Genomic DNA, 21675 nt, shown 5'->3' with positions numbered 1-21675 from the left:
AGCGTCGACGGTTTCAGGGTCCAGTAGCGGGCACCGGCCCTACGCGTCGGGCTTCCGGCCCCAGGCCGTGAGGGTGCGGGCCGCCGCCGTGCCGAGTTCGGGGTCCCGGGTGAGGGCGCGCAGTACCTCGGTACGGGCGTCGCTCGGGCCCGCCTCCTCGACGGCGGCCAGGGCGTTGTGCCGTACGAGCGGGTCCTCGTCCTCCAGCACGACGGCGGTCAGGGCCTGGTGGACCGGTGGTTCGTCCGCGTAGGGGCCGAGGGCCGCGGCCGCGTACTGGCGGACCAGGTCCTCCTCGGGGTCGTTCAGCGCGGTCAGCAGGGCCTGGGCGGCGGCGCGGGCGGCGAACGGGTCGGACGGGGGCCACAGGCGCAGGATCGTGGCTGCTTCGACGCGGGCCAGGTCGTACTCCCGCGAGTCGGCGACGACCGAGACGAGGAACGGCACCGCGTCTGCGTCGCCGTCCAGTTCCGCCACGATCTCGCGTCTGCGGTCGCTGTCGGCGGGCAGGGCGCGGAACTCCTCGATGAGGCGGTCGAGGTGGTGGGGGTGGTGGGGGTGGTGGGAGTGGTTCGGGCCCGGGTTCGGGTCCGGGTTCGGGTCCGGGGTCGGCGTCGGGGGCATGCGGGTGTTCCTCTCGGGGGCGTTGGACCGGGGCCGTAGACGTTACGTGTGCAGGTGCGCAGGTGTGCGTCGAGGCCGTAGACGTTACGTGCGCAGGTGTGCGTCGAGCGCGGTGCCGGGGTCCGGCGCTCGATACCCGGGCCTCGGGTTTCGAGACCCGGGCTCAGCCGTTCACTCGTGAGGGGGACGAGGCGGGGCGCGGGGTGGACGTGGAGGGCGGTTGAGGTTCGGGACTCGGGCACCGGGATTCGGGCGCCGGGGTTCGAGCTCCGGGATTTGAGCTCCGGGATTCGAGCGCCTTCTTCAACCGGTTGGAACAAAAGGGTGGTTGGGGCAACCCTCCCTACCTCCCCCACCCGTCACGGCCAGCAAGTATGACTAATCGTGACAGCTTGCGACCCAGTGACACGGCTGCTTACGGTGCGCACAACGAAACAACCCCAGCACGGTGTTAGCGCACCGGGCCGGGGTCTGACCTCCAAGATCTGTAAGGGATCCTGTGGCTACCCAGAACCTTAGCTCTGTCCTGCACGCGCCCGCATCCTCGCCCGCGTACCCGATGGCCAACCCCGGCTACGGCAAGCGCTCCGCGCCGGACCAACAACCCCACCGTTCCGACGACTTCGCGCTGCTGCCTGCGCGGGAGCGCTATGTCGCCGGGTTCGTCGACCATCTGCCCGACGGCGCGGCGATGAATGTGAAGGCCCTGGCCAAGCAACTGCCGCTGTACGGGCAGCAGGCCGTCGGCAGCGCCCTGACCGCCCTGGCGGTGGCCGGTCACCTGCGCCGCGTACGCCGACCGGTGGGCGAGGGCGATCAGGTCCGCTGGGTCTTCCGCACGTTCTGGTCCCGTACCGCGCGGGACAACGAATGGTGGAACGCCTACCTGGACGCGGAGGACAACCGCGCCGGGGCGGACGACAACCGGGCCGGGGCGGACGACAACCGGGCCGGGGCGGACGCCGGGGCCGGGGCCGGGGCCGTGGTTGAACCGGCGGTGGGTACCTCCCCGCCGTCCTGGGTGCCGATGGAGCCCACGGTCCCGGCGCCCCCGGCCGTTGTCGAGGTGCCGTCCCCGGCCGCCGCTGCTGGCGCCTCTGCCGACGCCGTGTTCGCCGGGGGCGTCGCGCCCGGCGCGAGGCCGGATGCGGGATGCCCCTCGCCCGCGTACCTGACGCTGGCCCAACTCGGGCGTACAGAGCATCGGTTGGCGCTGTCCGCCGCCGACTGTGCGGCGTTGGAGGGGCGTGCCGCCGAATGGCTCGCACGGGGCGTGAGCACGGACTACCTCACCCAGGCCCTCTCTGCCGGGCTTCCCGCCCGGGTCGACTCGCCCGTCGGGTTCCTGCGCCGTCGGCTCAACGACAAGATCCCGCCCGCTCTGCCCGCAGCTCAGGAAGGCTCAGCAGTCCCCGTCCACCACGCGATGGTGGATTGCGCCCGGTGCGGCACCCCCGGCCGCCCAGAAGCGCTCCCCGACGGCCTCTGCCGCCCGTGCCGCCGTGCCGTCGGCGGCCCAGCCGTCGGTCCGGACGCCACCACCGGCCCCGCCCCCGCATCCGACGTCCGTGAACGTGACGTCCGTGCCTGCGTGAACGAACTCCGCGACCTGCTCAGGGCCTAGTAGCCGGAGCCGAGTGTCAGAGCGCGTGACCAGTGGCCCTCCCGGCAGGCTTTGCCCCGTCGTGCCGCCCAGCACGCACGCTCGCCGCGTTGGCCAAAAGCCCTGGTAGCTCCGCTACGAGGGCTGGCGGCCGCCACGGCGGTTCGCGAAGGACGGGCCGTCGCCGTGACGGCAGGCGCCGACCGGGCCGTGCACGCCCGGGACCTGGCCACCGGGCGGCAGGTCGGCGAACCACTCGTCGGTCGCTCCGGCAGGATCCTGGCCGTGGCGAGGACCAGGCGGGTGCTCCGCGCGGCCCCGCACATCCGAGGGCTACACCAACGGCAGGAGTGCCAGCGCCTCTTTCGCGTTGTGCTCGGCGATCCCCTGCATGAACGCCCGGCCGGGGAAGTCACCGTCGAGGAGACGCAGTGGACCGGCCACCAGCGACAGACGCATCGCGAGCATGTAGAGGTCGAGCCGCTGCGGATCGAGACCGGGCCGGGCCAGTGCGGTGTACCGCTCGCGGAAGCGGAGCTGGAGAAAGACGTGCTCCCACTCGACGTCGAAGTACATCAGGCCCTCGATGTCGATCAGAACGGGGTGCCCGTCGGCGTCTACGAGGACGTGGTCGGGGCCGAGTTCTCCGTGGATCAGTCCGTATTCCGCGCGTGGGCTCACCTGATCGGCCAGTTCCTGCAGACGGTCGTGCAATGCGGCGCCGACTGCCGCGATGCGGCCGTCACGCCCCGCCGCCTCCTCAAGGTCCCGCAGGGCGCGGTCGAGGACCCGCCGCTCGCAGGAGACCTCGGACACGGAGCCGCCCCGCTCCAGCAGGTCCACCTTGCCGTAGTGCCGACCCTGGTGTCGGTGCATCACCTCAAGCATCTCGGCGAGGTCGCCCAGGGTTCCCGCGGCGCGCGTGGGATCGGTTTCGAAGAGTGCTTCGAGCGTGCCGCCGGAGACGTCCTCGACCACGGCGACGTCCGCCGGATAGCGGCGCCGGCTGTCATCCGCCAGGAGTACCCGCGGAGTCCGTGCCCCGAGGCTGCCCAAGCTTCGCTGCGCGGCCAGGAACGGGACCAGCCCGGAGGCGGGCGCGAACGGGTCGGTCGGGTCGGCCTCTCGCGCTCCCGGCCAGAAGTTCTCCGCTTCGGCCCAGCTGTAGACGATCACACTGGCGGTACGGGTTCCATCAAGGAGGACCCGGTACACCCCTTTCCTGCTGCCCCCGCGCAACCGGTCCACCGCGACAACGCGGCATCCCGCTCCCAGCGCGTCACGCACGAGCCCCGACAGGTCTTCGATGTCCGCGAATTGCCGCATCCGCAGAACCTACTGACGACGGCGCCGCCCGTGCTACTGGATACCCCCTTGCACGGACGGTGTCCGGGGCCCGGAAATCCACGCCGGTGGTGGCGACGCATCACGTGACATCGACACGCAATCCCAGGCCGGTAACGATCGGCCCCTGCTGAAAGCCCCCCCCATGCCCTCAGCCGCTACGCCACGGACAATCGCCGGGGCGCCGGACAGCCCCTGCCTAGGCTTTGCGAGCCAGCAGTTGGATCTCCTGGAACTGCCGTCGGTCGGTGGGCTGAGGCTCGCGAACCATCCGGGCCACCTCGGCCAACCCTGATTTGTGCAGCATCGCGGCGAGGTGATCAGGCGACCACCGATAGGCCGGTGCGACTGCGTGATCGAAGACCTGCGTCGGGTGAGACGGATTGTCGCTGGCCGAAAAGCCGATCAGAAGGTGGCCGCCAGGTGCCAGCACACGGTGGAACTCCGCCAGGATGACGGGGAGTTCGTGCGGCGGAGTGTGGATGATGGACCAACGTGAGAGTACGCCGCCCAGCTCGCCGTCAGCGATGTTCGACGCGGCCAGCGAGCCCACGTCGAACCGCAGGCCCGGATGGGCCTGTCGAGCCAACGTGATCATCGCAGGGGAGGCATCGATGCCAAACACTGCCAGCCCCAACTCATCCAGATGAGCGGTGATATGGCCAGGTCCACACCCCAGGTCCGCGACTTGACCGTTCCCACTCGCGCGTACGACCTCGGCGAAGGCACTCAAGATCGCGCGGTCCAGGGGCCTGTCACGCAGCTCGTCGCGGAAGAGCTGCGCATAGGTGGGGGCAACAGCGTCGTAGGCGTCGCGGGTGGCACTGAGGGCATCATGTTCGACCATGCTCGCGACAGTAGTTCCTGGCACTGAGGCGAGCCGAGAGAATCACGATCTCCCCTCCCACCCGTTCGCCTGCTGCGGACGACCCGGCGTCGGTGATCGCCAACGCGACGGATCCGTCGCTCAGATCGCTCAGGCCACTCAGGTCGCTCAGCACGGGTGGCGTGCGGAAGTGCAATCTCCTGGTGGGACCCGAGCGATGATCGGCAACCATCGGCCTGGCAGTCTGTCCCGCGTGGACGACGCTCTCATCGGCACCCAGGTGCCGCATCGACGACTGACCGACCCGGCTTCGGCGATTCAGGCGCTGGAGCAGGCCGTGCCCGGGCTGGGTGCTCTGCGGCGTACGGCTCCCGCCGGCATCGACTGGGAGTCGGCGGAGACCGGTCTGGGAGTGAGGCTGCCCTCGGACTACAAGCTGCTCGGTGACACCTACCCCTCCTTGGTCTTCGGCGACTTTCTGTTTGTGGGCTTCCCGCCCCCCGGACAGGAGCAGGCATGGGCAGAGGACCCCGACGATCTCGAAATCCTGGCGGAGTGGTGCGAGGACGCGGAGATGCCCGTTCCACTGCGTCCCTTCCCGGCGCCAGGGGGACTGTTGCCCTGGGCCACGTCGTACTCGGGCGACTACTTTCTCTGGACTACGGGCGGGGCCGGGCCCGACGAGTGGACTGTCACCGTGGCCTCACGCAATGGTGACTGGTGGCATTACGAGGCAGGTGCTGTCCAGTTCCTGGCGGACCTGATCAGCGGGTCCCCGGAACCGTGGGCACTGCCGACGGTACGGCCGTCCGTCGTGGGCTGCTGAGCGAACCGAGCCGTCGTCCACGTGGTGAGCCGCCGGTGGCACGGCCGTCCCGTGCCTCATCTCCGGCCCGCGGCGGTCCGGGTCCAAAGCGGACCCGGCAGGCGCGCTCAGTCCCACCAGAACGACCAGGTCTCCTGGTTCAGCACCATCTTCTCGGCGTAGACGTCCAGGTCGTACGGCGGGTTCTGCTCGATGTTGTCCGGGCAGAACGCGAAGTGCTCCGCGGCGACCGCCCGTGCCTCCGCCGGGGTGGTCGGCGGTCGGCCGACCGAGACGGTCAGGGTGTCGAAGCCGAGCAGGACGACCCGTATGTCGAAGCGGTCCTCCCAGGAGCGGAGCACCGCGCAGAGGCGGGCCACGTCGTCCTCGTAGTTCATCGGGCCGGACCAGCCGATGGCCGCCGGTATGTCCGCACTGCGGCGTGCCGGGACGAGCGCCGCCCGCGAGCCGGGGAACCAGCCGTCCGGGCCGGTGCACTCGTCCGCGATCTCGGCCGCCAGATCGTCGGGGGAGCCCGACCCCTCGGCGGACGGAGTGGGCGCCAGGCCCGGATACTCGCTGTCCGCGGCGTCGAGTTCGTCGGGTGCGCACTCGGCCCAGTACGTGCCGAGCACCTCGTCGGCGTCGTGGTCGCCGGGGTATGACGTGTCATCCGGGATGAGATCCCAGTCCGCGGGCCACTGGTCGCTTCGCCCGCCGTCGATCGGCACGGGAAGCAGCCCGACCGGCCGTCCTGCGGCGCGCATGGCGGCCCATGTCCCGGGGGACGCGGGTGCGTCGGCCACCCAGAGCAGTGGTTCGTGCCACGGCCCGTCGATCGTCGCGTCGACCAGTGCGCCGGACGGGAGTTGGACCCCGGAGGTGGCCAGGGAAGGGAGCGGATTCGGGAGCGTCGCCATGTTCGCGACTCTAGACGTGGCCACTGACAGAGGTGTGACGCGGCCGGCTTCAGGCCCCGCCCCGCCCGGACTCGGGGTGGGCTACGGGTGTGCGCGGACGATGGCGAACGCGGTGCGAGCGGTGCTGCCGTCCGGCAGCGGCGCGTCCGCGACGATGTGGCCGATGGCCGCTTCCCCGGTCTCCTGGCCGGGCTGGAGAACGCGGTTGATGTGAATGGTCAGCCGGCGCCCGTCGGCTGTCTCCACCACGATGTCCGTACCGCTCGGGTCGTCGGTCACGGTCGTGGAGGCGATCGCCGCCGGGGCTCCGGTTTCCGCGAACCAACCGGTGACGGACGGATCTGGGGTGTCGCTCGCGCCCTGCATCTGCGGCTCGGCCTCACCGACGATCAGCGCGAACAGCTGGGCGACGAGGACCGGGTCACGCGTTCCGTCGTAGACCCACCGCTGCCCCAGCACCCCGTGCTCAATGGTGCCGATGAGCTCTTCGTCGCCGCCCGGGATCGGTGCGCCGCGGTAGCTGAACGGCACGTGATACGTGACCGGTTGGCCGCCCGAGGTGTCGGTGGCCGCCAGGAACTCGATGCCGACCTCGCCCGCCGGGTCGTCCAGCCGGAATCCGCCGGACTTCACCAGCTCGGGCCGCTGCCCCGCCTTGCCGCGGTACCAGGGCTGCTCGGGCAGCCAGGTGGTGAGCAGCTCCAGCTTGGTGGGCGTGAGGGTGGTGCGGTGGATGACAGCCATGGCGGTGGTGTCCCTTCCGTGGGCTCAGACGAGACGTCGGTCGGCGGCGAATCCGGCGAAGGCCGTCCAGGTGGTGGGGGCGACGGTGAGGGTGGGGCCGTCGAGGTTCTTGGAGTCGCGGATGTGGATGGCGGCGGGGTGGGCGGCAATCTCGACGCAGGCGCCGCCTTCGTCGCCGCTGTAGCTCGACTTGCACCAGTCGTAGGCGACTTCGAGGCAGGCCCCGCCTTCGCTGCCGCTGTAGCTGGACTTGAACCACTCAAGTGCGGTGCTCATTGCTCTCCCAGCAGACGATCCAGCAGGCCCACGGTGGCCTCGGGGCTGAGGGCCTGGGCTCGCAGCATCGCATATTTCTGGGCGAGGATGCTGACCTCGTCGGGGTCGAAGACGAGCAGGCTGCCGCGTTGTGTCTCGGAGTAGGCCACGCGTTGGTAGTCCGGTGTTTCCAGCAGGATGAAGGGGCCGTTGAGTCCTGCGTGGGTGCGGTGATTCAGGGGCAGCACCTGGAGGCAGATGCCCGGGAGCGCGGCGCAGGTCCGCAGGCGGCGCAGCTGTTCCACATGCCCCTCGTCGTCGAGGAGTTGGAGCATCAGGACCGGTTCCCAGACGACGAAGCTGATGGTCGGGGGCGAGGGCCGGTGGAGGATCTCCTGGCGTTCCAGGCGGGCCTCCGTCTGGGTCTCCACCTTCTCCTCGCTGAAGACCGGGACGCGGTTGCGGAACACCGCCTCGGCGTAGCGCTCGGTCTGGAGGAGTCCCGGCATGACCTGGTTGTCGTACCAGGACAGCGCCAGGGCCTCCCGCTCCAGCTCCATGTACTCCTCCGCCCACGCCGGGATCAGATCGATCTCCGGCATGTGCGCCACTGCCTCCTTCAACGCACCCTTGGTGTCCAGCCGTTCGTCCAACGTGGCGGCGAGGTCGGGCAGGAGCGCCCGTCTGCCCTGCTCGATGGAGGCGATCGTCTCCACCTGATGGCCCACCAGGTCCGCGAGTTGGGTCTGGGTCAGACCGGCCGCCCTGCGGAAGACGGCGACCAGCTTGCCCACGAGTTTCATTGCCGACGCGTTCTTGCGCTTCCGCTTTCCGGGGTGCATATGGAGCGAACTTCCACGTGCGCGCCCGCGTCACGCGCGTACGGCCCGTACAAGAAATCTGTACGGGTGCGCAGGGGGTCAGGGACGGGGCTCGGGCGAGGTCCGTTCGACGGCCTCCCGGACCCCCGCGTCCGGATCCTGGGAGAGGCGGTGGAGGAGTTCCGTGACGCCATGGGACGGCCACTTCCCGATGGCCCACACAAGGGCCCGGCGGACCTTCGGGTCCGGGTGGTCCGCGAGGTGGGCCAGTTGCTCGACCGGTCCGCGTCGGCGCATCTCGAACCAGTGGAGGGCCTGGATGAGTTGTTCGGAGTCGCCGGGGCTGCCCGCAGCGGCGATCCGGCGCAGGAGGACCGGGGCGGCAGGGGGAGGGCCGTCGAGGAAGTGCGGGCGGCGCTGGCGCAGGCGCTGCGATCCGTACTCGCCGCGCACCCGGCAGCCGAAGCAGGTGCAGGGTGTCCTGCCGTTCGAGTCGGGGAAGTAGCGCCAGCCGGCGACCTGCGGGACGGCGCGGACGCAGTGCACCTCGCGCTTGGTGACCGTCCGGGGAACGAACACCTCCCAGCCGCGCGGGTCGTCCATGGCGGCGACACGGCGGACGGCCTCGGCGGCCGTGACGGCTGCGGGGTCGCGGTGGTAGGCGCCCACGGTGACCGGTTCGTCGTCCGGCAGACGGATGTGCACGGCGACGAGGCCGCGCGGGCCGCCGCGCCTGGACAGCTCGCGAAGCCACTGGTGGGTGAGGGTGTACGAGGGGAGAACGGGGAAGCAGTAGAGGCCCCGCGACTGTGCCACGCCGCGGCCGTGGCTGACGGCACGTATTCCGGATCGGCGGATGCGTGCCGCGTTCGCCGCGGGTGTCAGGTGCACGAACATAGCCATGCGGGCGATGCTAACGAGGACGTGCGCGGGCGGCCGGGGCGGCCGGGTTCCGGGTCCGTGTGGACTGCGACGAGCGGAACGGGTTCGTGCCGCACTTTCCCACGTACAGCGCCGAATCCGTGGATATCTGGATCGAGTAATGGGGCCGCCCGCTGATCCTCCTTGATCATCAGGAGTGCAGAATAAATCGCATGTCGATGACGAACACCCCGAAAACGGCAACGGTCGATGATGCTGAGCAGATCGGCCGCATGCTGGCCAGTGCCTTCGATGACGATCCGATGATGCGCTGGTTCTTCCCGGAGGACTCCTCCCGCGGGGAGGGAATGGCCCGCTACTTCAGCACGATCTTCACCCGGCAGTACGTCCGGCACGGTGTGTGCGAGCGCACCGGGGCGGCGGCTGCCTTCTGGGTGTCGCCGGAGGGCCAGGAGAAGGCCGTGCCCGACGCGGAGACCGTCCAGGAACTGGAGAACATCCTCGGCGACCGGGCCCCGCTGTTCCGTGAGGCCGTCGGGGCGGCGGCCGAGCAAGGGCCGAAGGAGCCCCACTGGTACCTGGCGGTGGTCGGCGCGGACCCGGCCGCCCGGGGGCAGGGGCACGGGGCCGCACTGCTGCGCTCGGGCCTGGCCAAGGCCGACGCGGCGGGCCTGCCGGTCTACCTGGAGTCCTCCAAGCCGGACAACCTGCCCTTCTACGAGCACTTCGGCTTCACCGTGCTCGGCGAGGCGCAACTGCCGGGCGGCGGGCCGGTGCTGTGGGCCATGCGGCGCGCTCCCCGTACGCCGGGCGGCGTCTGAGCCCCGTACGCCGGACGGCGTCTGAGCCCCGTCCGGCGTGCGGACTGACAGGCCGGCGCTGCTCCCGGTGCCGGTCACCCGTCCTGTGGTGGGGGCCGGACTTCCGTGCTTCTTGCGGTAGTTCCGCCGGGAGACGACCGGGACGGTGATCCCGGCCGCTCGCCTCGGACATGGCAGCCCGCTCCGTACGGTTCTAGAGCTTCTTGGCGCAGAGAACGCGGTCGTTCTTGGTCGGGTCGGAGTCGTAGAGCGGGTCCTCGGTGATCACGGCGTCGGCTTTGTAGTCGCACGGGTCGTCGAAGCCGAACGCGAACCTGTCCTCGACGATTTTTATGATCTTGTGGGTCGCGCCGTTCTTCTTGCTCTTGGCCCGGCAGGCGACCTCCTCGACGGCGTCGCCCTTCTTCGGGCCGGTGTGCACGCAGTCGCCGACCTCGATCCTGGGGCCGCCGCCCCCGCCCGGGTCTCCGGGGTGCGGAGGCTTCAGGTTGCGCATGCAGGCGTAACCCTCGCCCGTTGCCCGCGTGTTCTCCAGAGCGGCGAGGCTGATCGGCACATCGACCACGAAGTCGGTGGTCTCCGAGCAGGTGGTGGCCGAGAATGGCCAGGCCTTGCCGGACTCCATCCGGTAGGTGACCCGTGCGACGGCCTTCGGATCGCCGCACGGGACCTCGCGGTAGACGTCCTTCTTTCCGGGTTCGAGGGCGGCGCACTCGTTCTCGGCGAGGTACTGGGTGCCGTACGACGGGTTCACGCTCGAGGTCGGCGAGGCGGTGGGGCTGCTGGACTCCTTGTCCGATGCGTAGGGGTCCGCCACCTTGCCGCAGCCGGTGATCAGCACCAGCAACGCGGCAGCAGCGGCCGCGGTGGCCGCTGCTGCCCGTATTGCCGTGGACGTCGGTCCCACACCTTTGTTCGTACGCATGCCCTCCCCCTTCAGGTCCCGATCCGGGATTCTACGATCTGCTGCCCGCGGGGGAAGGGGGGTTGGCGTCTGCTGCGCGAGAAGGGTCAGTAGGTGAGGGCCTCGTCCATGGTGCTCTGCCAGTAGGTGACGAAGCCGTTGTCGCCCCAGTACGTGTTGGCCGGGAGCTTCAGTACTGCCGGGGAGCCCGTGGAGCCCGAGTTGCTCTTCGGGGTGAAGTACACCGTCAGGTTCTTGCCCTTGTACAGGTTCTTGCCGTCGGACTCACCGAACAGCCCGATGGAGGCGTAGGCGGACTGGCCCGGCTCAAGGGTGACCACGGCCTGCGGGATGCTGTCGCGGAGGACCGGGAAGGCGGCCTGGGCGTCGTCGAAGCCGAGCGACGGCGCGTGGTACGCGTAGCAGGGGCGGTTGCCCGTGTTGGTCGCGGTGAGCAGCAGGTGGTTGATGGGGCGGCTCACCTTGCTGACGGTGACCTTGGTGTTGTCGCCGGTGCAGGTGACGGGTGACTTGCTGCCGCTTCCGGTGGCACCGGCGTTGCTCTTCCGGCCGTTGGTGGCGCCAGTGGAGCCCTTGGAGCCCTTGGACGTGGTGGAGACGTTCTCGGCGGGGGCATTGGCCGTGCCGCCGTCGGTGTCCTTGGCGTCCTTGCCGCCCTTGGTGTCCTTGGCGTCCTTGTCCGTGTCCGGCGTGGTGGTGGTGCTGTTCGCTGCCGGAGCCATTGCTCCCGTCTTGCTGTTGTCCCCGTTGTCGCCGCCGCAGGCGGTGAGCGAGAGAGCGGCCAGGAGGGCGGTCGCGGCGAGGGCGGTGGTGCGGATGTGGTTGCGCATGGTGGTGGTACTCCCCGTGTGCTGGTGATGTCGTTCGGTCAGTTGTGGCAGATCAGGACTATGACAATCGCGGCGGACACGATCACCACGCCGATGGCCACGGCATCGATGGGATCGATGCGGAAGTGGATTCGCACTGCGTTGTCCCGGTGGTCGGTCGCTGCGGTGTGTCCACAGATTGCGGGGCGGCGGAATCCGACCGCAACGCCGAACAGCCCATTGGGGAAGCTGGAATGCCTGCGCGTACTGTGACCTGGGCAGATTCCACGTCCCTGGAACGGTGTTCTGGGACGGACCAGGAGGGGGGAACGCCGAAGTGGCGACGCCGGAGGCCGAGGATTTCGCGGGCCTGCTGAAGAAACTGAAGGACCGTTCGGGGCGCAGCTACGGGGTTCTCGCGGGAAGACTGCACGTCAGCACGTCGACGCTCCACCGGTACTGCAACGGTGAGGCGGTGCCGAACGAGTACGCCCCGGTGGAACGGCTGGCTCGGTTGTGCGGGGCGGGCCCGGACGAGCTGGTCGAGCTGCACCGGCGGTGGATCGTGGCGGATGCGGCCCGGCGGCGCCCGGCCGCTGCTGCGGGGCCGGTCCGGGAGCCGGTCCGGGGCGCGGTTTCGGGCGTGGCCGCGGAGTCGGTTCAGGACGCGGTTTCGGACACGGTTCCGGGGGCGGTTCGTGGCTCCGAGGCGGGGGAGGGGGGTGAGGCCGGGGCCGGGGATTCGCCCGAAGGCCGGGACGTCGAAGCGGGCGGGAACGGTGGCGGCGCGCCCGCGCCCGCGTCGATGCCCACGTCCGTACCTGCACCCGTACCTGCACCCGCACCCGCACCCGTGCCCGCTTCCGAGTCCCAGCCCGAACCCGAGCCCGAGTCCGAGATCGTGGCCGCTGGGTCGGGCCGGCCCCGGCGGTTCCTGTCCTCTCCGCGGGCGCGTGTGCTGCTCGCGGCCGTCGCCGTCGTCGCGCTGACCGTGCCCACCTCGCTCATCGTGAGCAATCTGTCGGGCAAGGACGCCGGCGATCTCAGCAACGCCCCCGCCGTGGACCCAAAGGACCCGGACGGGGACGCGCGCGTTCGGCCCGGCCCTGACGCGAGCGTCACCGCTTCGCCCAGCGGGGAGAAGAAGTCGGGCAAACCCGTACCATCCGGCTCGGCGACCGCCTCGTCCCCGACGCCCGGCGGCGCCTCCGCCCCGTCCGGGGGGCACGGCTCGGGAGCCGGGTCGGGTGGGCAGCAGAGCGGGGGCGTGCCGCTGGCCGCCACCCTCAGCTCGTACAACTGGGAAGCACCCTGCGGCCAGCACTATGTGCTGGACCAGAAACCGGAGGACGTACCTCCGCCGCCCTCACCGCAGGACACCCGCGGCTGGGCCAGGGCGCTCGGCGGGGTGGACGGCGGCAGCATGCAGCTCGAACTCACCGTGCAGGGAAAGTCGGGGCAGGCCGTCGTGCTGAAGGGACTGCATGTGCGGACACTGTCCCGGAAGGCGCCGCTGCCGTGGTCGGCGTACTCGATGGGCGAGGGCTGCGGGAGCGGCATCACCCCGCAGTCCTTCGACATCGACCTCGACGACGGCCAGCCGACCCTCACCCCGGTGGCGGGGCAGCAGGGGGACAAGCGGGTGCCACCGAAGGACTTCCCGTTCAAGGTGTCCTCCACCGATGTGGAGGTGTTCGACCTCAAGGCCCATGTCGAAGGGCACGACGTCAGCTGGTACCTGGAGCTGGAGTGGAGCAGCGGCGGCCGGAAGGGGACGCTGCGCATCGACAACGGCGGGAAGCCGTTCCGTACCAGCAGCATCCAGGCGCGGCCGAAGTACATGTACCGGTACGACACCGCCCAGTGGGTGCCCAAGGAGTGGGACTAGTGCCGGCCGGATTCTGGCCGGCCGTGCAGGGCTGGTAAGCAGGACTGCCCGAGCCATTGCCGGGCCACAAGCCCTGGAACGGTGGAACGCCATCACCCGAGATCGGCACAGGCGTGCACTCACTCCCGGGTGGATGGCTCTCCGGCCCGCCGATACCCCCGCCGCGCGCTGAGCAGTCCCCCGTGTGCTCCCCGCCGTAGACTTGTCAGGGAGCTTGAGCCTTGCCAGACGTCCTGTTCAGGCGGGCTCCGCGAGATTGATCCCGCCAAGGGCGGTGGGATGGGGGTTTCCCACGGCTCCAGCCATCGCGGGCTCTCTCTCCAATGAGCGGAAGCCGCTGCCTCGCTTTGTGAGCGGTGGAATCCCCTCAGGAAGGACGTGGGCCAGATGAGCCACCTTGTGAGCCAGGTGCCCATCAGTGACATCACACTGGCTGCTTCGGCTGTGCGCTGGATTTTCCCCCTCGGTATAGCAGTGGTCGTAGTCGCTGTTCTGCTTGGCCTCGTCCGGTGGGACGCGCGCCGTCGGTCTCGGGCACGGCAGCAGGGACCACGGGCCCAACATTCCTCCCGAAGCAGCGAAAACTTGAGGGCTGCAGATGATTTCGGGGAAGGTCTCAGCCCCTATGAGATCAACCGGCCCTCTTCGCCAGGGGACATACCCAAGGAGGACAAGGGCGGGGCTTTTGGCAGTGGAGGGCTCGGCGGCTGACGGGTCGGCGACATCGGCGACATGTGCCGAGATCGCCGCGCAGCCACCGGGCCGGTGCGTACGGGCGGACGTCCGGGTCAGAGGCGCTCGGGGGTCCGGATGCCGAGTAGTTCCATGCCCTGGTGCAGGGTGCGGGCGGTGAGGTCCGAGAGGAAGAGGCGGTTCTCGGCCACATCGCCCGGAACCTCGGGCTTCAGCACCGGGCACTGGTCGTAGAACGTGGTGAAGAGCGACGACAGCTGGTAGAGGAACGAAGCCAGCTTGTGCGGCTCGTATGCGGCGGCGACCTCGGCCACGACCTCGCCGAACTGGTCCAGGTGCAGGCCCAGCGCGCGCTCGGCCGGGGCCAGTTCCAGCTCCGGGTGGGGCTGGGACTTCAGCTCGCCCGCCTTGCGCTTGATGGACCGCGACCGGGCGTGCGCGTACTGGATGTACACGCTCGTGTCGCCGGTCAGCGAGACCATCTGGTCCAGGTCGAACTTGTAGTCGCGGGCCGCCGACGTCGACAGGTCCGCGTACTTCACCGCGCCGACACCGACCTGCGCGCCGCGCTCGGCGATCTCCTCGTCGGTGAGGTCCTGGGCCTTCTCGCGCACGACGGCGGACGCCCGGTCGATCGCCTCGTCGAGCAGATCCTGCAGCCGGACCGTCTCGCCCGCACGGGTCTTGAACGGCTTGCCGTCCTTGCCGAGGACCGTGCCGAAGGCGAGGTGCACGGCCTTGACATCCTCGTTCAGCCAGCCGGCCCGGCGGGCCGTCTCGAAGACCATCTTGAAGTGCAGGGCCTGCCGCGCGTCCACCACGTACAGCAGGGTGTTCGCCTTGAGGTGCTGGACCCGGTCGCGGATCGCGGAGAGGTCCGTCGCCGCGTAGCCGAAACCGCCGTTCGACTTCTGCACGATCAGCGGCACCGGCTCGCCGTCCGTGCCCTTCACGTCGTCGAAGAACACGCAGAGTGCGCCCTCGGAGCGGACGGCGACGCCCGACTCCTCCAGCAGGCGGCAGGTCTCCGTCAGCATGGCGTTGTAGCCGGACTCGCCGACGATGTCGGCGTCGCGGATCTCCATGTCGAGCTTGTCGAAGACCGAGTAGAAGTAGATCTTCGACTCGTCGACGAACCGCTGCCACATGGCCAGCGTCTCCTCGTCACCGGCCTGGAGCGCCACGACCCGGTCCCGGGAGCGGGCCTTGAACTCCTCGTCGGAGTCGAAGAGCGCCCGCGAGGCCTTGTAGAGCCGGTTCAGCGACGACATGGCGGCCTCGCCGTCCGCCGCGCCGCCGTCGCCCTCGTGGGTCAGCTCGCCCGGGTGCTCGATCAGGTACTGGATGAGCATGCCGAACTGGGTGCCCCAGTCGCCGATGTGGTGACGCCGGACCACGGTCTCGCCCGTGAACTCCAGGATCTGCGCCATCGCGTCACCGATCACCGCGGAGCGCAGGTGACCGACGTGCATCTCCTTGGCCACATTCGGCTGCGCGTAGTCGATGACCGTGGTGCCCGCGGCGCTGTTGTACGGGACACCGAGGCGGCCCTCGTCGTCCGCGTCGCGCGCGGCGAGGGTCTCGATGATCGCCCTGTCGGAGAGCGTCACGTTCAGGAAGCCGGGGCCGGAGACCTCGATCTCCTTGATCAGGCCGCCCGCCGGGATCGCGGCCGTGACCTGGGACGCCAGCTCGCGGGGGTTGCCCTTGAGCTTCTTGGCGAGGGCCAGGATGCCGTTGGCCTGGAAGTCGGCCCGGTCGCTTCGTCGCAGCAGCGGGTCCGCGGTGCCGGCATCCGGCAGAGCTGCCGTCAGGGCGTCCGCCAGCTGCTGCTGGAGCGTGGAAGCGAGGGAATTGACCGAGGCCATGGGCTGGCTGCCGTTTCCGTAGGGGTTAGGGATACAGGTCCGCAGCACAGAGCTGCGAAGGATCACACCCAGTATTCCACGGCGGGTAAAGCCGTTTTCGCGCTGTCGGTGGGACCTGGGACAATGGGCAATGCCCTACGAGTCCCACAAGGGTTTTGCCCCTGCGAGCCCCACAAGCCCCACAAGAGAGAAGGACGTGCAGACCGTGGCTCAGAGTCAGAGCAGCACCGAGACCGACTGGGTCTCCCGCTTCGCGGACGATGTCATCGCCGAATCGGAGCGTCGTGCGCCTGGCAAACCGGTCGTCGTCGCGTCCGGCCTCTCCCCGTCGGGCCCGATCCACCTGGGCAACCTCCGCGAGGTCATGACCCCGCACCTGGTCGCCGACGAGATCCGCCGCCGCGGGTACACCGTCCGGCACCTGATCTCCTGGGACGACTACGACCGCTACCGCAAGGTTCCGAGCGGTGTCCCGGGGGTCGACGAGTCCTGGGCCGAGCACATCGGCAAGCCGCTGACCTCGGTGCCCGCCCCGGCCGGGTCCTCGCACCCGAACTGGGCCGAGCACTTCAAGGCCGCCATGACCGCCTCGCTGGACGAGCTGGGCGTCGAGCACGACGGCATCAGCCAGACCGAGCAGTACACGGCGGGCGTGTACCGCGAGCAGATCCTGCACGCGATGAAGCACCGTGCCGACATCGACGCCGTCCTCGACCGGTACCGGACGAAGAAGGACCCGTCGGCGGCGGGTGCGGCGGGTGCCAAGGGCGGGAAGAAGCCGCAGCAGCAGAAGAAGGTCGACGAGGCCGAGCTGGAGGCCGAGGCGGGCTCCGGCGCGGCGAGCGAGGACGACGGCAGCGGCGGCTCGGCCGGCTACTTCCCGTACAAGCCCTACTGCGGCAACTGCGAGAAGGACCTCACGACCGTCACGTCGTACGACGACGACAGCACCGAGCTGAATTACACCTGCACGGCCTGCGGCTTCGCGGAGACCGTCCGGCTGAGCGAGTTCAACCGCGGCAAGCTGGTCTGGAAGGTCGACTGGCCGATGCGCTGGGCGTACGAGGGCGTGATCTTCGAGCCGAGCGGCGTGGACCACTCCTCGCCGGGCTCCTCGTTCGTCGTCGGCGGCCAGATCGTCCGCGAGATCTTCGACGGCGTGCAGCCGATCGGTCCGATGTACGCGTTCGTCGGGATCTCCGGCATGGCGAAGATGTCCTCCAGCAAGGGCGGCGTGCCGACCCCGGCCGACGCGCTGAAGATCATGGAGGCGCCGCTGCTGCGCTGGCTGTACGCGCGCCGCAAGCCCAACCAGTCCTTCAAGATCGCCTTCGACCAGGAGATCCAGCGGCTCTACGACGAGTGGGACTCGCTGGCGCGGAAGGTCGCCGACGGCTCGGTGCTGCCGGCCGACGCCGCCGCGTACGCACGGGCCATCGGCACGGCCGCCGGGGAGCTGCCGCGTACGCCCCGCCCGCTGCCGTACCGCACGCTCGCGTCGGTCGTCGACATCACGGGCCGGCACGACGAGCAGACGCTGCGCATCCTGAGCGAGCTGGACCCGGAGAACCCGCTGATCACGCTCGACGAGGTCCGGCCCCGTCTCGACCGTGCCGAGAACTGGATCACCAGCCAGGTCCCGGCCGAGGCCCGCACCATCGTCCGCGACGAGCCGGACAAGGAGCTGCTCGGTTCGCTGGACGAGCAGGGCCGGGAGTCGCTGCGACTGCTCCTGGAAGGACTGGACTCGCACTGGTCGCTGGACGGGCTCACCACCCTCGTCTACGGCGTGCCGAAGATCCTGGCGGGCCTGGAGCCGGACGCCAAGCCGACGCCCGAGCTGAAGACCGCGCAGCGGTCGTTCTTCGCGCTGTTGTACCGGCTGCTGGTGAGCCGGGACACGGGCCCGCGGCTGCCGACGCTGCTGCTGGCCGTGGGGGCGGACCGGGTGCGGAGGCTGCTGGGCGCGTAGGCGGTGCTCGTACGGAGGGCCGTCACCCGTTGATCCGGGTGACGGCCCTTTGTCGTTGCCGGCCCCGTCCGTTGCCGGCCCCGTCCGTTGCCGGCCCCGTCCGTCCTCGGGGGCGGGATGGGTGGGCGGCGTGGTGCGGTGGGGTGGAGTGTGGTCTGGTGCGCTGTGACCTGGTGCGCTGTGGTGTGGTGTGAGCCGGCGTGGCGTGACTACGCGATGTGGTCCGCTTCGAGTTCCGCGTGGTAGCGGTTCTTGAACTCCGGCATCAGACGGCGGATCAGCGCCGTGCTGCGCGGGTGCCTGACGTTGTGGCCGTCCGAGACGTGTATGTCCAGGGCCTCGACGCTCGGGAAGTCGTTGTGCTGGTTCACGAACGCGGCCAACACCTTGTACGCGATCTCGGCGAACTCCGCGTCCTCCTGCGCCCACTCCGCCGGGTCCTGCTCGGGCTGAGGCATCGGCCGGGGCTGCTCAGGCCGAGGCTCCGGTTGTGGCTGCGGCTGTGGCTGTGGCTGTGGCTGTGGCTGCGGTTGTGGCTGTGGCTGTGGCTGTGGCTCCGGCTGTGGTTCCTGTCGGGGCCCCTGCTGGAGTTCCGGCTCGGGTTCTGCGGCGCGGGGGCCCGGGACGGCGCCGATGGTGCCTACGTTGCCCAAGGGGCGGGTACGGCCGCCGGGGCCCAGCGGGACCATGACTGGGGCGGGCTCCAGACCCTCGACGTGCGTCGGGTCGTACCCGCCCTCGTACGTGTTGTCCGGGACACGGGACGCCGTGAACCACGGGTTCTCGTGCGAGCCGGGGCCCTCCTGGGGCCACTCCTCGACGGCGGTCGGGTCGGAGGGGTGGGTGTGCTGCGGCTGTTGCTCTCCGAATTGTTGCTGTTGCTGTTGCTGTTGCTGTTGGTGCGGGTGCGGGTGCGGGTGCTGGTGCTGGTGCTCCAGCGGGTGCTGTAGCTGGGGTTGTTGCTGCGGGTGGGGTTCGGTGTACGGCAATTCGGGCGGGAACTCGTCCGTTTCTGCCGCGGACAGGGCCGGGGCCGGGGGCAGCAGGGCCGGTTCGATGCCCGAGGCGGCCAGGCCGGCCGGGGCGGTCTCGGCCAGCGGAACGCCGTACTTCGCCAGGCGCAGCGGCATCAGGGACTCGACGGGTGCCTTGCGGCGCCAGTTGCGGCCGAAGCGGGCCTGGAGGCGGGCCTGGTAGATCAGCCGGTCCTGTTCGAGCTTGATGACCTGCTCGTACGACCGGAGCTCCCAGAGCTTCATCCGCCGCCACAGCCGGAACGTCGGCACGGGGGAGAGGAGCCAGCGGGTGAGCCGCACGCCCTCCATGTGCTTGTCGGCGGTGATGTCGGCGATCCGGCCCACGGCGTGCCGGGCGGCCTCGACGGAGACCACGAACAGCACCGGGATGACCGCGTGCATGCCGACGCCCAGCGGGTCGGGCCAGGCCGCGGCGCCGTTGAAGGCGATCGTCGCGGCGGTCAGCAGCCAGGCCGTCTGGCGCAGCAGCGGGAACGGGATGCGCAGCCAGGTCAGCAGCAGGTCCAGGGCGAGCAGGACGCAGATGCCCGCGTCGATGCCGATCGGGAAGACCAGCGAGAAGTTCCCGAAGCCCTTCTGCAGCGCGAGCTCGCGCACCGCCGCGTACGAACCCGCGAAGCCGATCGCGGCGATGAGCACCGCACCGGCGATCACGAGCCCGATGAGTATCCGGTGGGTGCGTGTCAGCTGCATCGCGGCCACCCGCGTTCCCCTCCCCGTCTCCCGTATCCGACGCCCGCGCTGGTGCTCTGCTTTGACGTCCTGCTCCGACTTCTGGCGGGCACAGCCTGGCACATGAGGGTGCGGCGGGTTGCGCGGGGAGGGGCGAAGCCCGGTACTCGGGGGAGGACCGGGCTTCGTGAAACCGCTGCTGGACGGGGGCGTCGAGGTGCGTCCTGCTGCGCACCGCCGCGCCCCGTGGAGTCGGCTAGCTCGCCTTCTTGTCCGTGGACTTCTCGCTCGCCTTCGACGACCCGCCGGGCTCGGCGGACCCGCTCGGGGCATCCGGCTTCGAGTCGGCGGCGGCGGTGGCGACCGACGCCACTGCCTCCTTCGCCGCCTTCTCGGCGCCCTTCAGGATGTCGTCGGCCGACGGGGCCTTCGCGCCCGCGTAACCCGCGCCGTTGTAGGTGAGGGTGATGACGACGTTCTCCGTGCGGGTCACGATCGTCGCGTACTTGAAGTCCTCACTCGTCTTGCTGAGGTCATACGTGATCTTGGTGGCCTGCTCGCCGATGCCGGTGACAGGCGCCTCGGCGAGCTTCTTCGCGCCCTCGGCCGCCTTGGCCTTGGTGACCTGCTTCCCGAAGTCCTGCTGTGCGCGCTCGGCGCCGCTGCCCAGGGTCTGGTCCGAGTCGAAGCGGGTGAAGCCGACGTCGAGCCAGCGGTACTGGGAGCCCTTCACGCCCTTGTCGTCGAGGCCGTTCCAGGAGCAGCCGGCGCGGTATGCGAGGTCGCTGGAGTTCGCAGGGGTTCCGCCCTTGGACTTCGCCTCGGGGACCAGGGAGGTGACCGTCTTCGCGGCGATCGACTTGCACGGGTCGGGCAGGGCGGTGAATTTGGCGGGCTCGACACTCGGTTTTGACGCCTTCGCGCTCGGTGCCGTGGACGACGAGGACGAACCCGACGAGTCCTTCTTGTCCTTGTCGCCGGAGTCCGACGAGCAGCCGGCGACGACGAGCATGACCGGAACGGCGGCGCAGGCGAGTATGCGGGTGAGTCGCGGGGCTGAACGGTGCATGGTTCCTTCACTCGGGTGGCGCGGCGGGCGGGCCGTCAGGTGGTCGGCGGACGTTCCGGCGGGTGTTCCGGAGGGGCCACGGTACGACGGACGGCGACCGGATGCCGCCTCGGTCGCGCGCTCGGCGGGCGTGGAAGCCGCCGGTCCTGGGCGCTCCGGGCGGGGCTATTCGCTGAACTTTTCGACCAGCTTCCGGGCCAGCGACTGGGCTTTCTCCTGCAGTTCCTTGCTGTCGGGGACCATCGTGGAGACGGTCGGCTGCTCGGTGTACTGGATGGTCACGATGACGTTGGATGTGCGGAATACCACGCTCACCGTGCGGCTCTGTGCGGTGGAACCTGCCTGGGCGGGCACATCGTTCAGAAACGCGCTGTCTCCGATGCCGTCGAGGGTGCGCGGCACGAGGTTCTCGTCGGAATCCTCGGGTTCGCCGGAGCTGCCGGTCGTGCCGCTGTCGGTGTCGTCGGCCTTGCCGCCGGCGGTGGTTCCGTTGCCGTTCCCGTGGGTGCTGCTGTCCGCGGGCTCGTCCGTCTTCTTGTCCTTGGCGGCCGGGCCGGACAGGGAGTGCGGGGCGGGTCCCGAGGCGGAATCCGAGGCGGGGGGCGTCTGCTTCTTCGTGCTGCCGGGTGCGGCGGTGTCGGCGTCCGAGGGCAGGCCTACAGCGGCCTCCTTCTCCGCGTAGACCTCGCGCGCGCGGTCGTCGTCGCTCACCGAGGGGGTGTAGGAAACGACCCGCTCGAAGTCGATGAAGAGGGTGCGCGAGGAGCCGAGGGCCTCGGACTTCCAGCGGCAGCCGACCCGGCGGTCGGTGTCGTAGGTGACGGTGGCCGTGCCGTCGTAGACCTTCTTCCGCTGGTCCTCGGGGAGTTCGGCGGTGCCCGGGAGCAGGTCCTTCAGGGAGGACGGCGCAACGGCACGGCAAGGGTCGAGGAGGGTGCGGTACTTGCCGGGGGCCGCGGCGGTGACCGTTGCCTCGCCGGGCTTGCTGTCGGGGGCGGAGCCACCCGTTCCAGTGCCGGCACTGCAGCCGACGACAAGCGCTGCCAGTAGCGCGATGCCGGGTACGTACGCCATTCGCCGCACGGTCCTGGGCTCCC

The 21675-nt window shown here is 70.0% G+C and carries 19 protein-coding genes; 5 read left to right on the top strand and 14 right to left on the bottom strand.

The features are described 5' to 3' along the window. Positions 1 to 39: 39 nt before the first annotated feature. Positions 40 to 624 (bottom strand): hypothetical protein, encoded by a 585-nt coding sequence (locus tag ACF08M_RS26405; RefSeq protein WP_392187746.1) that lies wholly within the window; start codon positions 622 to 624, stop codon positions 40 to 42. A gap of 499 nt (positions 625 to 1123) precedes the next feature. On the opposite strand from ACF08M_RS26405, the gene ACF08M_RS26400 reads away from it, so the two are divergent. After that, the gene (locus ACF08M_RS26400; RefSeq protein WP_392187745.1) at positions 1124 to 2248 is read left to right on the top strand and encodes a MarR family transcriptional regulator; all 1125 of its coding nucleotides are present in this window, start codon (positions 1124 to 1126) and stop codon (positions 2246 to 2248) included. Positions 2249 to 2560: 312 nt separating this feature from the next. On the opposite strand, the gene ACF08M_RS26395 is transcribed toward ACF08M_RS26400, so the two are convergent. Both ACF08M_RS26395 and ACF08M_RS26390 read right to left on the bottom strand, forming a co-directional pair. Next, complete coding sequence (locus ACF08M_RS26395; RefSeq protein ID WP_392187744.1) at positions 2561 to 3553, bottom strand: phosphotransferase family protein; 993 nt, start codon at positions 3551 to 3553, stop codon at positions 2561 to 2563. 217 nt (positions 3554 to 3770) lie between these two features. Further along, complete coding sequence (locus ACF08M_RS26390; protein ID WP_392187743.1) at positions 3771 to 4418, bottom strand: class I SAM-dependent methyltransferase; 648 nt, start codon at positions 4416 to 4418, stop codon at positions 3771 to 3773. 232 nt (positions 4419 to 4650) lie between these two features. On the opposite strand from ACF08M_RS26390, the gene ACF08M_RS26385 reads away from it, so the two are divergent. Then, positions 4651 to 5223 carry an SMI1/KNR4 family protein gene (locus ACF08M_RS26385; protein WP_392187742.1) on the top strand — a complete coding sequence of 191 codons (573 nt, stop codon included), beginning with the start codon at positions 4651 to 4653 and terminating at the stop codon, positions 5221 to 5223. A gap of 107 nt (positions 5224 to 5330) precedes the next feature. Here ACF08M_RS26385 and ACF08M_RS26380 read toward each other — a convergent pair whose 3' ends face one another. The 5 genes from ACF08M_RS26380 to ACF08M_RS26360 form a co-directional block, all read right to left on the bottom strand. Further along, a complete protein-coding gene (locus tag ACF08M_RS26380) occupies positions 5331 to 6122 on the bottom strand; it encodes a DUF4253 domain-containing protein (protein ID WP_392187741.1) in 792 nt (263 codons plus the stop codon). Positions 6123 to 6203: 81 nt separating this feature from the next. Continuing rightward, positions 6204 to 6866 (bottom strand): 1,4-alpha-glucan branching protein, encoded by a 663-nt coding sequence (locus ACF08M_RS26375; protein WP_392187740.1) that lies wholly within the window; start codon positions 6864 to 6866, stop codon positions 6204 to 6206. 24 nt (positions 6867 to 6890) lie between these two features. Next, complete coding sequence (locus ACF08M_RS26370; RefSeq protein WP_392187739.1) at positions 6891 to 7142, bottom strand: DUF397 domain-containing protein; 252 nt, start codon at positions 7140 to 7142, stop codon at positions 6891 to 6893. Continuing rightward, positions 7139 to 7924, bottom strand: a complete 786-nt coding sequence (locus ACF08M_RS26365; protein ID WP_392187738.1) for a Scr1 family TA system antitoxin-like transcriptional regulator — start codon at positions 7922 to 7924, stop codon at positions 7139 to 7141. The genes ACF08M_RS26370 and ACF08M_RS26365 overlap by 4 nt, the downstream gene beginning before the upstream one ends. Before the next feature lie 117 nt (positions 7925 to 8041). Continuing rightward, positions 8042 to 8845, bottom strand: coding sequence for a HEAT repeat domain-containing protein (locus ACF08M_RS26360; RefSeq protein ID WP_392187737.1), 804 nt, complete (start codon positions 8843 to 8845; stop codon positions 8042 to 8044). Between the two features lie 191 nt (positions 8846 to 9036). Here ACF08M_RS26360 and ACF08M_RS26355 point away from each other — a divergent pair, with 191 nt between their 5' ends. Then, complete coding sequence (locus ACF08M_RS26355) at positions 9037 to 9645, top strand: GNAT family N-acetyltransferase (RefSeq protein ID WP_392187736.1); 609 nt, start codon at positions 9037 to 9039, stop codon at positions 9643 to 9645. Between the two features lie 193 nt (positions 9646 to 9838). Here ACF08M_RS26355 and ACF08M_RS26350 read toward each other — a convergent pair whose 3' ends face one another. Beyond that, positions 9839 to 10570 (bottom strand): hypothetical protein, encoded by a 732-nt coding sequence (locus ACF08M_RS26350; protein WP_392187735.1) that lies wholly within the window; start codon positions 10568 to 10570, stop codon positions 9839 to 9841. Positions 10571 to 10656: 86 nt separating this feature from the next. After that, positions 10657 to 11400 carry a DUF4232 domain-containing protein gene (locus ACF08M_RS26345; protein ID WP_392187734.1) on the bottom strand — a complete coding sequence of 248 codons (744 nt, stop codon included), beginning with the start codon at positions 11398 to 11400 and terminating at the stop codon, positions 10657 to 10659. 316 nt (positions 11401 to 11716) lie between these two features. On the opposite strand from ACF08M_RS26345, the gene ACF08M_RS26340 reads away from it, so the two are divergent. Then, positions 11717 to 13267 (top strand): helix-turn-helix domain-containing protein, encoded by a 1551-nt coding sequence (locus tag ACF08M_RS26340; protein ID WP_392187733.1) that lies wholly within the window; start codon positions 11717 to 11719, stop codon positions 13265 to 13267. Positions 13268 to 14055: 788 nt separating this feature from the next. Here the strand turns inward: ACF08M_RS26340 and argS are convergent. Then, complete coding sequence (gene argS, locus ACF08M_RS26335) at positions 14056 to 15828, bottom strand: arginine--tRNA ligase (RefSeq protein WP_392187732.1); 1773 nt, start codon at positions 15826 to 15828, stop codon at positions 14056 to 14058. A 196-nt stretch (positions 15829 to 16024) separates the two neighbouring features. Here argS and lysS point away from each other — a divergent pair, with 196 nt between their 5' ends. Beyond that, entirely contained in the window at positions 16025 to 17800 is a 1776-nt protein-coding gene (lysS, locus tag ACF08M_RS26330) for a lysine--tRNA ligase (protein WP_392187731.1), read from the top strand. Positions 17801 to 18009: 209 nt separating this feature from the next. Here lysS and ACF08M_RS26325 read toward each other — a convergent pair whose 3' ends face one another. The 3 genes from ACF08M_RS26325 to ACF08M_RS26315 all read right to left on the bottom strand — a co-directional run bounded on the left by ACF08M_RS26325 (position 18010) and on the right by ACF08M_RS26315 (position 21652). Continuing rightward, a complete protein-coding gene (locus ACF08M_RS26325; RefSeq protein WP_392187730.1) occupies positions 18010 to 19530 on the bottom strand; it encodes a DUF2637 domain-containing protein in 1521 nt (506 codons plus the stop codon). A 235-nt stretch (positions 19531 to 19765) separates the two neighbouring features. Further along, entirely contained in the window at positions 19766 to 20578 is an 813-nt protein-coding gene (locus tag ACF08M_RS26320) for a DUF3558 family protein (RefSeq protein ID WP_392187729.1), read from the bottom strand. A 165-nt stretch (positions 20579 to 20743) separates the two neighbouring features. Next, on the bottom strand, positions 20744 to 21652 hold the full coding sequence (locus ACF08M_RS26315; protein WP_392187728.1) for a DUF3558 domain-containing protein: 909 nt from the start codon (positions 21650 to 21652) through the stop codon (positions 20744 to 20746). Positions 21653 to 21675: the final 23 nt, after the last annotated feature.

The sequence above is a fragment of the Streptomyces sp. NPDC015032 genome (genome assembly GCF_043080425.1).
GTDB lineage: Bacteria > Actinomycetota > Actinomycetes > Streptomycetales > Streptomycetaceae > Streptomyces.
Note: the sequence above shows the minus strand (reverse complement) of the source record. Positions and strands in the feature narration are given on the sequence as shown.

Excerpts from the sequence above, each read along its gene's own strand:
- ACF08M_RS26345 (WP_392187734.1), bottom strand. The coding sequence starts at position 11,400 with ATGCGCAACCACATCCGCACCACCGCCCTCGCCGCGACCGCCCTCCTG.
- ACF08M_RS26375 (WP_392187740.1), bottom strand. The coding sequence starts at position 6,866 with ATGGCTGTCATCCACCGCACCACCCTCACGCCCACCAAGCTGGAGCTG.
- ACF08M_RS26350 (WP_392187735.1), bottom strand. The coding sequence starts at position 10,570 with ATGCGTACGAACAAAGGTGTGGGACCGACGTCCACGGCAATACGGGCA.
- ACF08M_RS26365 (WP_392187738.1), bottom strand. The coding sequence starts at position 7,924 with ATGAAACTCGTGGGCAAGCTGGTCGCCGTCTTCCGCAGGGCGGCCGGT.
- ACF08M_RS26370 (WP_392187739.1), bottom strand. The coding sequence starts at position 7,142 with ATGAGCACCGCACTTGAGTGGTTCAAGTCCAGCTACAGCGGCAGCGAA.
- ACF08M_RS26355 (WP_392187736.1), top strand. The coding sequence starts at position 9,037 with ATGTCGATGACGAACACCCCGAAAACGGCAACGGTCGATGATGCTGAG.
- ACF08M_RS26325 (WP_392187730.1), bottom strand. The coding sequence starts at position 19,530 with ATGCAGCTGACACGCACCCACCGGATACTCATCGGGCTCGTGATCGCC.
- ACF08M_RS26390 (WP_392187743.1), bottom strand. The coding sequence starts at position 4,418 with ATGGTCGAACATGATGCCCTCAGTGCCACCCGCGACGCCTACGACGCT.
- argS (WP_392187732.1), bottom strand. The coding sequence starts at position 15,828 with ATGGCCTCGGTCAATTCCCTCGCTTCCACGCTCCAGCAGCAGCTGGCG.
- ACF08M_RS26360 (WP_392187737.1), bottom strand. The coding sequence starts at position 8,845 with ATGGCTATGTTCGTGCACCTGACACCCGCGGCGAACGCGGCACGCATC.
- ACF08M_RS26395 (WP_392187744.1), bottom strand. The coding sequence starts at position 3,553 with ATGCGGCAATTCGCGGACATCGAAGACCTGTCGGGGCTCGTGCGTGAC.
- ACF08M_RS26405 (WP_392187746.1), bottom strand. The coding sequence starts at position 624 with ATGCCCCCGACGCCGACCCCGGACCCGAACCCGGACCCGAACCCGGGC.
- ACF08M_RS26315 (WP_392187728.1), bottom strand. The coding sequence starts at position 21,652 with ATGGCGTACGTACCCGGCATCGCGCTACTGGCAGCGCTTGTCGTCGGC.
- ACF08M_RS26320 (WP_392187729.1), bottom strand. The coding sequence starts at position 20,578 with ATGCACCGTTCAGCCCCGCGACTCACCCGCATACTCGCCTGCGCCGCC.
- ACF08M_RS26380 (WP_392187741.1), bottom strand. The coding sequence starts at position 6,122 with ATGGCGACGCTCCCGAATCCGCTCCCTTCCCTGGCCACCTCCGGGGTC.